Annotated in this window: 11 protein-coding genes; 1 reads left to right on the forward strand and 10 read right to left on the reverse strand. The window is 72.0% G+C overall.

The window, feature by feature from the left end:
* Window positions 1-89: 89 nt before the first annotated feature.
* From kynU to ACFWXQ_RS46615, 9 genes are all read right to left on the reverse strand, one after another.
* Entirely contained in the window at window positions 90-1,295 is a 1,206-nt protein-coding gene (gene kynU, locus ACFWXQ_RS46575; RefSeq protein WP_383952643.1) for a kynureninase, read from the reverse strand.
* A complete protein-coding gene (locus tag ACFWXQ_RS46580; RefSeq protein ID WP_383952645.1) occupies window positions 1,288-2,133 on the reverse strand; it encodes a tryptophan 2,3-dioxygenase family protein in 846 nt (281 codons plus the stop codon). The genes kynU and ACFWXQ_RS46580 overlap by 8 nt, the downstream gene beginning before the upstream one ends.
* A gap of 232 nt (window positions 2,134-2,365) precedes the next feature.
* On the reverse strand, window positions 2,366-2,779 hold the full coding sequence (locus ACFWXQ_RS46585) for a DUF3151 domain-containing protein (RefSeq protein ID WP_307523418.1): 414 nt from the start codon (window positions 2,777-2,779) through the stop codon (window positions 2,366-2,368).
* Window positions 2,780-2,924: 145 nt separating this feature from the next.
* Window positions 2,925-4,418 (reverse strand): MFS transporter, encoded by a 1,494-nt coding sequence (locus ACFWXQ_RS46590; protein WP_383952647.1) that lies wholly within the window; start codon window positions 4,416-4,418, stop codon window positions 2,925-2,927.
* Between the two features lie 76 nt (window positions 4,419-4,494).
* A complete protein-coding gene (gene fbaA / locus ACFWXQ_RS46595) occupies window positions 4,495-5,517 on the reverse strand; it encodes a class II fructose-bisphosphate aldolase (protein ID WP_055618173.1) in 1,023 nt (340 codons plus the stop codon).
* Window positions 5,518-5,712: 195 nt separating this feature from the next.
* A complete protein-coding gene (gene pyrE, locus ACFWXQ_RS46600; RefSeq protein WP_383952649.1) occupies window positions 5,713-6,261 on the reverse strand; it encodes an orotate phosphoribosyltransferase in 549 nt (182 codons plus the stop codon).
* Window positions 6,262-6,271: 10 nt separating this feature from the next.
* Window positions 6,272-7,072 (reverse strand): aldose 1-epimerase, encoded by an 801-nt coding sequence (locus ACFWXQ_RS46605; protein ID WP_383952651.1) that lies wholly within the window; start codon window positions 7,070-7,072, stop codon window positions 6,272-6,274.
* A gap of 336 nt (window positions 7,073-7,408) precedes the next feature.
* Entirely contained in the window at window positions 7,409-8,251 is an 843-nt protein-coding gene (locus ACFWXQ_RS46610) for an SRPBCC domain-containing protein (RefSeq protein ID WP_383952653.1), read from the reverse strand.
* An 87-nt stretch (window positions 8,252-8,338) separates the two neighbouring features.
* Window positions 8,339-10,006, reverse strand: coding sequence for a polyamine aminopropyltransferase (locus tag ACFWXQ_RS46615; protein ID WP_383952655.1), 1,668 nt, complete (start codon window positions 10,004-10,006; stop codon window positions 8,339-8,341).
* A gap of 299 nt (window positions 10,007-10,305) precedes the next feature.
* On the opposite strand from ACFWXQ_RS46615, the gene ACFWXQ_RS46620 reads away from it, so the two are divergent.
* Complete coding sequence (locus ACFWXQ_RS46620; RefSeq protein ID WP_200397317.1) at window positions 10,306-10,833, forward strand: YbjN domain-containing protein; 528 nt, start codon at window positions 10,306-10,308, stop codon at window positions 10,831-10,833.
* Between the two features lie 45 nt (window positions 10,834-10,878).
* On the opposite strand, the gene ACFWXQ_RS46625 is transcribed toward ACFWXQ_RS46620, so the two are convergent.
* Window positions 10,879-12,078 (reverse strand): hypothetical protein, encoded by a 1,200-nt coding sequence (locus tag ACFWXQ_RS46625; RefSeq protein ID WP_383952657.1) that lies wholly within the window; start codon window positions 12,076-12,078, stop codon window positions 10,879-10,881.
* Between the last annotated feature and the right edge of the window lie 19 nt (window positions 12,079-12,097).

Genomic DNA, 12,097 nt, shown 5'->3' on the forward strand with positions numbered 1-12,097 from the left:
CTCAAACGCCGGACAGGCTGAAAGATCAAGCGCCGGCCCAGCCGAAAGCCCGAACGCCCAACCAACCGAAAACCCACCCCCCAAACCCCCTAAAACATCTCCCCCAAAACCCGCGCCGCCCTCTCCACATCCCCGAAGCCCACGTACAGCGGGGTGAAGCCGAAGCGGAGGGTGTCCGGTTCTCGGAAGTCGCCGATGACGCCTCTGTCGATCAGGCGGCGCATGACGTTGCCCGCGTCGGTGCAGCGGAGGGCGATCTGGCTGCCGCGTTCCGGGTGGGCGGAGGGGGTCACGGACTCCACCTCGCCCTCGGGGACGTATGACTCGACGCATTCCAGGAAGAAGTCCGTCAGGGCGAGGGACTTGGTGCGGACCGTGTCGATCGATACGTCGTCCCAGACCTCCAGTGCCGCCTCCAGGGCGAGCATGGAGAGGATGTCGGGGGTGCCGACGCGGCCGCGGAGGGCGCCGGGGGCCGGGGTGTAGTCCGGGGTCATGCCGAAAGGGTCGGCGTGGGAGTTCCAGCCGGGCAGGGGTGAGTCGAAGCGCGGTTGGTGGTCCTCGCGGACGTAGAGGTACGCCGGTGAACCCGGGCCGCCGTTCAGGTACTTGTAGGTGCAGCCGACCGCCAGGTCCACGCTGTGTTCGTCGAGGCCCACCGGCAGGGCGCCCGCGCTGTGGCACAGGTCCCAGATCGCGACCGCTCCCACCGCATGGATCGCCGCCGTCAGGGACGGCAGGTCGTGCAGGCGGCCCGTGCGGTAGTCGACGTGGTTCAGCAGTACCGCCGCCGTACGCTCGCTCAGGGCGCCCCGGACCTCCTCCGGCGTCACCGGACGCAGCGTGCAGCCGGTGAGGCGGGCGGCGGAGGCGGCGATGTAGCCGTCCGTGGGGAACGTCGTCGCGTCCACCAGGACCTCGTCCCGGCCGGCCGACCCCTCCGTGCCTCCCCCCGCCAGGCGCACCGCGCCCACAACCGCCTTGAAGACGTTGACACTTGTCGAGTCGCCGACCACGATCTGGCCCGCCGCCGCGCCCACCAGCGGAGCGATCCGGTCGCCGATCCGCTCCGGCGCGGTCCACCAGCCGCTCTCGTCCCAGGACCGGATCCGCAGCGAGCCCCACTGGCGGCGTACGACGTCCTCGACGCGTCCGGGGACCGAGCGCGGCAGCGCGCCCAGGGAGTTGCCGTCCAGGTACACCGCGTCGTCGAGGACGAACTGGGCTCGCAGTCCGGCCAGTTCGTCCGTCGCGTCCAGTTTTTCGGCCTTCGGCCGCAGCTCGGGCTCAGACATGGGACCGCGCCGTCCACAGCTCGGGGAACACGTTCTTCTGGGCCCGCTTCTCCAGCCAGGCCACCCCGGCGGAGCCGCCCGTGCCCGTCTTCGCGCCCATGGCCCGCCGCGTGGCCACCAGGTGGTCGTTGCGCCAGCGCCACACGAGCTCGGCGACATCGGTCAACGCCTCGCCGAGCCGGGCGAGTTCGGCACTCTCCTCACCCGAGTACAGGTCGGTCCAGACCGTCTCGACCTCGGGCGACGGGTCGTAGCGCAGGGACACGTCACGGTCGACGACCGACGGAGGAATCGCGTGGCCGCGCCTCGCGAGCAGCCTCAACACCTCGTCGTACAGGCTCGGTTCGTGCAGGGCCTTCTCCAGCTCGGCGTGCACGCGGGGCGCGCCCCGGTGCGGTACGAGCATGGACGAGGACTTCTCGCCGAGCAGGAACTCCATACGGCGGTACATGGCCGACTGGAAGCCGGAACCCTCGCCGAGGGCGCTGCGGTACGAGTTGAACTGGGCCGGAGTGAGCTGGCCGAGGGGCCTCCAGGAGGCGTTCAGCGCCTCCAGTTCCCTCACCGACCGCTTCAGGGCCGCCACCGCGACCGGCACCCGGTCCTCGCGCAGCGCCTTCGCCGCGGTCTCCCACTCGTGGACGATGACGGTGAACCACAGCTCCATGACCTGGGTCGTCACCAGGAAGACCATCTCTCCGGGATCGTCGGAGAGGGTGTGCTGGAGGTGGGTGAGGACGTCCGCCTGGACGTAGTCCTCGTACGGGGTCGTGCCCTGGAAGTCGAGATGCGGGGTCTCGGGCTCCGAAGCCTCTTGGGGCTGAGCCTGGTGGGACATCGCTGTCTCCTGTTGTGTACTCCGGGTAGCGGTCCGCCCCTGCCGAATTCGACACGGTGGCCCCGGTCCCCACGGGCATCCTCCACAATCGTGCCCCGAATCCGCAAGGTCCGCCTGGTCACACCAGGCGGACCTGCACAAACGCGACCGTTCTGGGCCGGTCACCGGCCCTGCCGGCTCAGCCGAATCAGCCGGATCAGCCGAATCAGCCGGATCAGCCGGATCAGCCGGATCAGCCGAGGGTCTGGGCCGCCGCCGGGGAGGAGTCCTTCAGGAACTGCGAGCAGCGCTCGTACTCCTCCTGCTCGCCGATCGCCTGCGCGGCGCGGGCGAGACCGTGCAGGGCGCGCAGGAAGCCGCGGTTCGGCTCGTGCTCCCAGGGCACCGGGCCGTGGCCCTTCCAGCCGTTGCGCCGCAGGGAGTCCAGACCGCGGTGGTAGCCGGTACGGGCGTACGCGTACGACTCGACGACGCTGCCGCGCTCGTACGCCTCGTCGGCCAGCTGGGCCCAGGCGAGCGAGGAGGTGGGGTACTTGGCGGCGACATCGGCGGGCGGTGTGCCGTTCGCCAGGAGCTCGCGCGGCTCCGGGTCGTCGGGCAGGTGGGTCGGGGGCGGTCCCCCGAGGAGGTTCTCGTTGATGGCCATGGGTTCCAGTTTGCCTGGCCCCGACGCCCGCGCGAGCACCGCGGGCCCGCTTTACTCCCCCGGCGAACGCGCCGGCCACCCGATGTACCCACCCGATACACCCGTCCGGGGCGCCTTCGCGACCGGCCCGTCCGCTCCAGCCGCTCTACTCCAGCCGCCCGCGCGACTGGTTCGGCTCCAGCGGCGGGGCCGTCACGCTGCCATGCGTAAGGCATTCCGGGCGCAGACAGCCCGGCGGAGGCTTGCGTACGGTCGCGTAGGCGATCACCGCGCCCACGACCAGGATGCCCGCGCACAGGGGCATCGCCCGCCGGAACGCGTCGTTGAAGGCGTCCGCCGACCGGTACGCCTCCTCGCCCATCCCGGCGAGCAGCGGCAGCGCGGCCACGGCGACGAGGCCTGCCGCGCGGGCCGCCGCGTTGTTGATGCCGCTGGCCAGGCCCGCCCGGCCGGTGTCCACCGAGGCGAGCACGGTCGCGGTGAGGGGCGCGACCAGCGTCACCATGCCGAGGCCCAGCACCAGGATGGCGGGCAGCACGTCGAGCGCGTACGAGGCGTCGGTGCCCACCCGCAGCATCAGCAGCATCCCGGCCGCGCACAGCAGCGGGCCCACGGTGAGCGGGATGCGCGGGCCGATGCGCTGGGCGAGTTCGCCGGAGCGGGCCGACAGGAACAGCATCAGGACCGTCGTCGGCAGCAGGGCCGTGCCGGCGGCGAGGGCCGAGTATCCCGCCACGACCTGGAGCTGGAGCGCGGAGAGGAAGAAGAAGCCGCTGAAGGCCGCGTACACGCAGAGGGTGACGACGTTGACCGCCGTGAACTGGCGGGACGCGAAGATGTCGAGCGGCATCATCGGGTCGTCCCGCCGCCGCTCCACCATCACGAAGGCCACGCCCGCCGCGACCCCCGCGGCCGCCGTCACGGCGACGACGGTCATCGATCCGGCGGACGCCTCGATGAGGGCGTACGTCACCAGGGCCAGCGCCAGCGCGCCGAGGGCCGCGCCGAGCACGTCGAAGCCGCGCCCGTGGACCCGGTCGTCCTTCGACTCCGGTACGTGGCGCAGGGCGATCGGGGCGCAGAGCAGCGCGAGCGGGACGTTGAGGAGGAACACCCAGCGCCAGCCGGGACCGTCTACCAGCCAGCCGCCCAGGAACGGGCCGACCGCCGCGCCGATACCGCCGAAGCCCGACCACAGGCCGACGGCCCGCGCCCGGTCGTCCGGGTGGAACGACGCCTGGATCAGCGCGAGCGAACCGGGCGTGAGCAGCGCGCCGCCGATGCCCTGCAGCGCGCGGGCCGCGACGAGGACGCCCGCGCTGGGCGCGAGCCCGCAGAGCAGGGATGCCGCCGCGAACCACACCACGCCGACGACGAACACCTTCCGCCGCCCGAAGCGGTCGCCGAGGGCTCCGCCCAGCAGGATCAGGCCCGCGAGGGTCAGCATGTACGCGTTGACGGTCCACTGGAGGCCCGCCAGATCCGCGTCGAGGTCGCGGCCGATCGTCGGCAGCGCGACGTTCACGACGGTCGAGTCCAGCATCGCCATGCTCGACCCGAGCACGGTGGTCAGCAGGATCCACTTCCCGGCGGGGGACGACATTCTGACGGCCGGGGACTCCTTGGGCGGGGCAGCCATACACCGGAGCATACGGACATACGGCGGGGCCCGGCCCTCCGAAGGGAGAACCGGGCCCGAGCCGTACGAAACGGGGTTACTTGATCTTCGTGCCCGTGGAGCGCAGGTTGGCGCAGGCCTCCGTGACGCGGGCGGCCATCGACGCCTCGGCGAGCTTGCCCCAGGTGCGGGGGTCGTACGTCTTCTTGTTGCCGACCTCACCGTCGACCTTCAGGACGCCGTCGTAGTTGCGGAACATGTGGTCCGCGACCGGGCGCGTGAACGCGTACTGCGTGTCCGTGTCCAGGTTCATCTTCACGACGCCGTTCTCCAGCGCGGTGGCGATCTCCTCGGCCGTGGAGCCGGAGCCGCCGTGGAAGACGAAGTCGAACGGGGAGGGCTTGCCGTACTTGGCGCCCACGCCCTCGTTCAGCTCCTTGAGGAGCTCGGGGCGCAGGACGACGTTGCCCGGCTTGTAGACGCCGTGCACGTTGCCGAAGGACGCGGCCAGCAGGTAGCGGCCCTTCTCACCGAGGCCCAGGGCCTCCGCCGTACGAATGGCGTCGTCGACCGTCGTGTAGAGGGAGTCGTTGATCTCGTGCGAGACGCCGTCCTCCTCGCCGCCGGTCGGGGTGATCTCGACCTCAAGGATGATCTTCGCGGCGACGGCGCGGGCGAGCAGCTCCTGGCCGATGGCCAGGTTGTCGGCCAGCGTCTCCGCGGAGCCGTCCCACATGTGGGACTGGAAGAGGGGGTTCTCGCCGCGGGCGACGCGCTCCTCGGAGACCGCGATCAGCGGACGTACGTACCCGTCGAGCTTGTCCTTGGGGCAGTGGTCCGTGTGCAGGGCGACCGTGATGTCGTACTTCTTGGCGACGATGTGCGCGAACTCGGCCAGGGCGACCGAGCCGGTCACCATGTCCTTGTTGTGCTGGCCGCCCAGGAACTCCGCACCACCGGTGGAGATCTGGATGATGCCGTCGCTCTCGGCCTCCGCGAAGCCGCGCAGGGCAGCGTGCAGGGTCTGGGACGAGGTCACGTTGATGGCCGGGTAGGCGAACTTGCCTGCCTTCGCCCGGTCGAGCATCTCGTTGTAGACCTCGGGGGTTGCGATCGGCATCTGTCCGCTCCTTGTGTATGTGCGGGTGGCGTTCTGCTGCTTACGGCCCTGACCTAGGGGGTGACGTCATCGTCGGCCCCATCTTTCCAGACTTGCCCGGATGCTCCGGCCCCCGTGCCCAGCCTGTGGACAACTCCCGGCGCGGGCTCGGACCCGCGTTCGGACCGGGGACGGGACCGCGGCCCGGAACCGGGCTCAGTCCAGGCCGAGTTCGTCCTTCGAGTACGCGAAGAGGTACGGGACGCCCGCGCCTTCCTGGATCTTCTCGGCGGCACCGGTGGCGCGGTCGACGATGGTCGCGACGCCGACCACCTCGGCACCGGCCTCGCGCACGGCCTCGACGGCGGTGAGCGGGGAGCCGCCGGTGGTGGAGGTGTCCTCGACGACGAGCACGCGGCGGCCCGCGATGTCCGGGCCCTCCACGCGCCGCTGCATGCCGTGCGCCTTGGCGGCCTTGCGTACGACGAAGGCGTCGAGGCGGCGGCCCCGCGCGGCGGCGGCGTGCAGCATGGCGCCGGCCACCGGGTCGGCGCCCATGGTGAGGCCGCCGACCGCGTCGAACTCCAGGTCCGCCGTCAGGTCGAGGAGCACCTGGCCGACCAGCGGGGCGGCCTCGCCGTCCAGGGTGACCCGCCGCAGGTCGACGTAGTAGTCCGCCTCCAGGCCCGAGGAGAGGGTCACCTTGCCGTGCACCACGGCCTTGTCCTTGATCTGCTGCAGCAGCTCGCCGCGTACGTCACTCATGCGGGTCAGCTTAGAGGCGCCGCCAGGTCCAGGTGGTGGTGGCTTCCAGGGGATCGATGGGGGTGACCAGGCGCGGCAGGGTGTTGAGCCCGTTGGGCGGCCCGGTCTGCGGCTCCACGCAGACCGCGGCCTCCTGCTCGTCGTACACGACGACCCAGTGCTCGCGGCTCGCGACGTTCAGCTCCAGCTGTCCGGGCCAGGTGAGGGTGACGTCGACTCCGTCGGGCATCCCGAAGCAGTCGTCCCAGGGGCCGGGCTTCGGGTCGACACGGCGGCCGGTGGGCAGGTGGTCTTCGCCGCGCTCCTCCTGCCAGGCGGCGGTGAAGTCGACGCGTACGTCTTCTGCGCCCTCGGCGCCGCCCAGGTTGCGGTTGAACCAGGGGTGCCAGCCGATCTGTGCCGGGAAGGAGTCGTCGTACGTCTCCACCGACATGGTCAGCGTCAGGGTGTCCGCGGTCAGCGCCACGACCTGGGTGACCCGGCCGGCGTACGGCCAGGGGTCGACGAGGTCGTACGTGATGACGGCCTCGTTCTCGCTCCTGCGGGCGGTGCGCCAGGCGGCGTCCCTGGCGGTGCCGTGGATGGCGTGGGGCGGGGAGTTGAGGGGGAGCTGGTGGGGGGTGGCGCCGTTCAGGAAGCGGCCGTCCCTGGTGCGGCCGCACCAGGGGACCATCGGGAAGCAGCCGAACTTCTTGCCCTGGCGGAGCAGTTCGACTCCGTCGACCTTCAGTCCGCCGATTCGTCCGCCGTTGCCGGGCTGGACGGTCACCTCCGCGTCGGCCGCGGTCAGCGTGATGTCTTCGTTACTCACGCGCGAACCCTACGTGGCGCTCCGCGGGGTTGGGGTACTTGGGTCGTTCGTTGCCTGCGGCTTGGTGGGGGCTGGTCGCGCAGTTCCCCGCGCCCCTGGGTGGGTGGGGGTTCGGTGTGGTGTGTTGGGTGCGGGTGCGTTGTGGCTGAGCGCGCAGTTCCCCGCGCCCCTTAGAGCGGGGCCCCTGAAAGCGGGGCTGCGGGCCTGGCTTTTGTCTTTTAGGGGCGCGGGGAACTGCGCGACCAGCCCACGACGACCCGCAGACGACTTCCCGGGGGTGGGCCCCTTCAGGGGCGCGGGGAACTGCGCGGGCGACCCCCGCCGGGCCGCAGTCGGCTAGCGGCGCTTTCGGAGGGCTCTGCCCAGGACGACTGCTGAGGCCAGGAGGAGGGCCGCCGCCGGGGCCGCCCAGCGGAGGGTCGCACTGGGGCCCGTCGCCTCGGGCGCGGGGACCGGGGCGTAACGCCCCCGCGGAGGAGCGTGGTCCACCTCCTCCGCGCTGCGGCCGATCATCGTGCGCCGGGCGTGCGCCGCCTCGGCGGGAGTGTCCGGCGCCGGGACCGCGTCGTCCTCGAAGCCACCCTCGAAGTCCTCCTCGGCGAACGGTTCGAGCGAGGGAGGCGGAACCTCGGCCTCGTGGACGGAGGAGGTCTCCTCGGCCGACGGAGACTCGGGGGCGGACGCCTCGGGCTCCGGCTCCGGCTCGGGGGCCGTCTCCGTCGTCCTCGGCTCACCGCCGGAGGCAGTCGCAGCCGGCGCCGCCAACCCCTCCGCGAACCGGTTCAGCAGACGGGTCGCCGCCGAGGTCACCGCGTCCGCCGGAAGTTCCGCGACCCGGCCGTCGGCCGACGCCGTACCGGTGAAGGTGACGGCCGCGCCGCCCGGGTCGTTCTCCCGCGCGCGCAGCGACAACGTGAGGGCCAGCTTCACCGTGCCGCTGCCGCGGGCCTCGGTGGCGTCGGCCCCGAGGGCGTACGTGCCGTCGTCCTGCGGGGAGACGGTGAGCGTCCCGCGATACGTGATGGCGTGCCCGCCGACGCGCACCTTCAGGCGGCCGGAGACGGGCGGTGTCCCCGCGTCCTGCTGGAGCCCGGGCACCGCCCGGGCCACCCGCGCGGGATCGGCGAGAGCCTCGCGCAGCGACTCGACGGGAACCGGAACGAACACCTCATGCTCCATGTCGGCCGAGCCTACCCAGCACGGCCCGCACCGCACCTCTCTATGAGGGGATTCCCCCGTATCCCCCGGCAGAGGACTCGGTCGGAGTCAGTCCGCGTACCTCGGATGCACCAGCGTGGACGGCGGAAGGCCGGTGAGCCGGCTGCGTTCGGCCTCCCGCACGCCCGCGCGCAGGGACGGTACGTACGGGGTGCCCGCCGGCGTACGCAGCTGCGGCCGGGCACGGGAGGCGAGGACGAACCCCCAGTCCTGCGGGGCCCGGGACCGGCTCGCCGCCGCCGGGTCGCGTCCGGCCACGGAGTACGGAACGGTCCGCAGGCCGGCCGCCCGTACGGTCGTGTCGACCGTCCAGAAGGCGCGCGGCCGCGACGCCACGGGCCCGGCGTGCACGACGAGCCGCCCGCCTCCCGCGAGCACGCCCCGCGCGAGCCCGTAGAACTCCTGCGAGTACAGCTTCGTACTGGACGTGATCCCGGGATCGGGCAGATCGGAGACCACGACGTCGTACGCGCCACGCGGGGCCCGGCGCAGCCAGCCGAAGGCGTCCGCGGCGACCACCCGCACCCTCGGGTCCCCGTAGACGTGTCCGTTCAGTTCGGACAGCGCCCGGTCGGTGCGGGCCAGTTCCACGAGCCGGGTGTCGAGTTCGACGACGTCGACCCGCCGTACGCCGCCGTGCCGCAGCACCTCGCGCACGGCGAGCCCGTCGCCGCCGCCGAGGACGAGCACGCGCGCGTGCGGGCCGTTCATCGCGGGGTGGACGAGGGCCGCGTGGTAGCGGTGTTCGTCGCTGCCGCTGACCCGCAGGCGTCCGTCGAGGTAGAGGTCGAGGGGGCGGCCGTCCGTGCCGCCGGTGAGGACGACCTCCTGGACGTCGGTGTGCATCGCCACGCGTACGTCCTTGCCGTACACCGCGTGCCGCGCGGCCCGTTCGAAGTCGTCGACCAGGACGGCGGCGGAGGCGAGCAGCGCGAGCACGACGAGGTTGGCTACGACCAGCAGCCAGCGGGCGCGCCTGGTCAGGTCGTGCCGGAACAGGCCGAGGACGAGGGCGCCGCCCGCGATGGCGTTGACGGTTCCGGTGATGAGGGTCGCGGTCAACTGGCCGAGCAGGGGCAGGAGAAGGAAGGGGAAGGCGAGTCCGCCGACCAGCGCGCCCACGTAGTCCGCGGCGAACAGGTCCGCGACCGCGCCGCCCGCGTCCTGTCTGCGGATGCGCTGGATCAGCTCCATCAGCAGGGGGACCTCGGCGCCGATGAGCAGTCCAATGGCCAGGGAGAAGGCGACCAGGACGTAGCTGGAGCCGCCCTCCCAGGCGCCGCCCCAGTCGCCGGTCCAGGCGAAGACGGCGTACAGGGCCATCGCGCTGCAGCCGCCGACGAGCGCGAGCAGGGCCTCGACGGCGCCGAAGCCGGCCGCGGCGCGTCCGCGCAGGCGCTTGGCGACGAGCGAGCCGAGGCCCATCGCGAAGACCATCACGGACAGCACGACGGAGGCCTGGGTGACCGAGTCGCCGATCAGGTACGAGGCGAGGGCGACGAGTTCGAGTTCGTACACGAGTCCGCAGGCCGCGCAGATGAAGACGCCGGCCAGGACGAGGAACCGCCCGGTGGCCGTGCTGACCGGCAGGCGCGCCGGGCCCTGGCCGCTCCGGGGCGGCGGGGCCTTGGCCGTGCCCGCCCGGTCCGTGGCCGTGCCTGGCTGGGCGGGGGCCGTGGCCGTGCCGGGCTGGGCGGTGGCGTGCGGCTCGATCACCCAGCGAACGGTACGTCACCGAACAACTGCGTCCTGTCACCCACACGTGTGGAAACTCGGGCCTGAACGCATACTTTGGCCAGGGCGCGTACGGGCCGTGAACGGGGTGGTTCCGTCTTTCCCGGTCGCGTTTTCGGCTGCGGGTCCGTTTGGGCTGAGCGCGCAGTTCCCCGCGCCCCTTACGGGGGCTTGCCTCGCCGCTCTGTCCGATTCTCCTGGGGCCAAAGGACTACTGAACGCCGATCAGAGCTAGGGTCGAAGTCAGGTAACCACGTGCAATCCTCAGGAGTACCCACCGAATGTCTATCGACCCGTCCTCGATTCCGAACTTCGGGGGCCAGCCCGAGCCGAACCCCGGCGGACCGGCGGGCCCCGTCGTCCCTGATCAGGACCTTGTGAAGCAGCTCCTGGACCAAATGGAGCTGAAGTATGTCGTCGACGACGAGGGTGACCTCGCGGCGCCGTGGGAGCAGTTCCGCACGTATTTCATGTTCCGCGGCGAAGGTGACCAGCAGGTCTTCTCGGTGCGGACGTTCTACGACCGGCCGCACCAGATCGAGGAGAAGCCCCAGATCCTCGAGTCGATCGACGACTGGAACCGGCGCACCCTGTGGCCGAAGGTCTACAGCCACACGCACGACGACGGCACCGTCCGCCTGATCGGCGAGGCGCAGATGCTGATCGGCACGGGCGTCAGCCTGGAGCACTTCGTGTCGTCCACGGTCAGCTGGGTGCGGGCCGCCATCGAGTTCGACAAGTGGCTCGTCGAGCAGCTCGGCCTTGAGCAGGAGATCGACGAGGCCGACAAGCCCGAAGAGGACGAGTAGGACTCACTCGGGCACGAGCCCCGCGGGCCACGGCCCCGCGGCGGCTCACAGCGGCTTGTGGGCGAGCACGACGAGGTACGCCCCGTACGCGAACGAGAGCCCGGCCAGGGCGCCGACCACCAGGGTCGCGTGCCATGGTCGGGCTCTCGCCGTCCGTACCAGCGCGCACGCCAGCGGCAGCAGCAGCGGGAACGCGGGCAGCAGGAACCGCGGCTTGCACTCGAAGAAGCCGGCGCCGCCGACCGCGACGAGCAGCAGCGCGCCCGCGTAGACCAGCAGCGGCAGGGGCGCGCGGTCGGCGATCAGCAGCCCGTACAGCAGCAGACCGGCCGCCACGATCACCATCGACATGGGGAAGACCAGCCGGTCGCCGTGCAGCAGCAGATGCTTGACGAAGCGCAGGGCGCCGAGGCCGAAGTCGAAACGTGAGCCCCACAGCCGCTGCACCTCGAAGTACCCGCCGAGCAGATCACCCTTGCGTCGCCCGACCCACAGGAAGAACCCCGCCCACCCGAGGGGTGCGAGCGCCGCGCCCGTCCACAGCCTGTGGGAAACCTTTCCGCGCCGCCTGAAGATCTCGTACGCCGCCGCCGCGAGCACCGCCGCCGCCACGGCGAAGCCGTTCGGCCGGGCCAGTCCCGCGCAGGCCGCGAGGGCGCCCGCCCACACCCAGCGGCCGGTGAGGACGGCGTACAGCGACCAGGCGGCGAAGGCGGTGAGGACCGGTTCCGTGTACGCCATCGAGAGCACGACGGAGTGCGGCAGCAGGCCCCACAGGAGGACCAGGGCGGTGCCGACGGCACGGTCGTGCAGCCGGGCGCCGATCGCGTAGATCCCGCAGGCGGCGACCGCGGCGGCCGTCCACGAGATCAGCAGGCCGGCGCCGGGGCCGCTGAGCGGGGTCAGCTCGGTGACGGACCGCAGCAGCCCCGGGTAGAGCGGGAAGAACGCCAGGTCGCTGTGGACGACGGTGGGGCGGAAGTGCAGGCTGCGCCCGTAGCCGTCGCCCGCGATCCGCAGATACCAGACGGAGTCCCAGGACCGGCCGAGCAGCAGCACCGGGTGCCCGCCGGTCGCCCAGGCGGCCATGGCCACCGCGGCGGCGCCCAGCAGCCGGGCGGCGGCGAACAGTCCGAGGGCCGTGCCCATCGCGGCCGCCGGGGACGGACGCGGACGGGCACGGCCCTCGGTGGCGGGCTCCGTGACGGCGGGGGGCGGGGGCGCGAGGGTACTTGCTTGGGTCACACTGGAAGATTGCTGGCAA

The organism is Streptomyces sp. NPDC058697, assembly GCF_042715345.1.
Classification (GTDB): Bacteria; Actinomycetota; Actinomycetes; order Streptomycetales; family Streptomycetaceae; genus Streptomyces; species Streptomyces liliifuscus.

Coding starts and splice junctions, on each gene's coding strand:
- kynU (WP_383952643.1), bottom strand. CDS start 1,295: ATGTCTGAGCCCGAGCTGCGGCCGAAGGCCGAAAAACTGGACGCGACG.
- ACFWXQ_RS46580 (WP_383952645.1), bottom strand. CDS start 2,133: ATGTCCCACCAGGCTCAGCCCCAAGAGGCTTCGGAGCCCGAGACCCCG.
- ACFWXQ_RS46585 (WP_307523418.1), bottom strand. CDS start 2,779: ATGGCCATCAACGAGAACCTCCTCGGGGGACCGCCCCCGACCCACCTG.
- ACFWXQ_RS46590 (WP_383952647.1), bottom strand. CDS start 4,418: ATGGCTGCCCCGCCCAAGGAGTCCCCGGCCGTCAGAATGTCGTCCCCC.
- fbaA (WP_055618173.1), bottom strand. CDS start 5,517: ATGCCGATCGCAACCCCCGAGGTCTACAACGAGATGCTCGACCGGGCG.
- pyrE (WP_383952649.1), bottom strand. CDS start 6,261: ATGAGTGACGTACGCGGCGAGCTGCTGCAGCAGATCAAGGACAAGGCC.
- ACFWXQ_RS46610 (WP_383952653.1), bottom strand. CDS start 8,251: ATGGAGCATGAGGTGTTCGTTCCGGTTCCCGTCGAGTCGCTGCGCGAG.
- ACFWXQ_RS46620 (WP_200397317.1), top strand. CDS start 10,306: ATGTCTATCGACCCGTCCTCGATTCCGAACTTCGGGGGCCAGCCCGAG.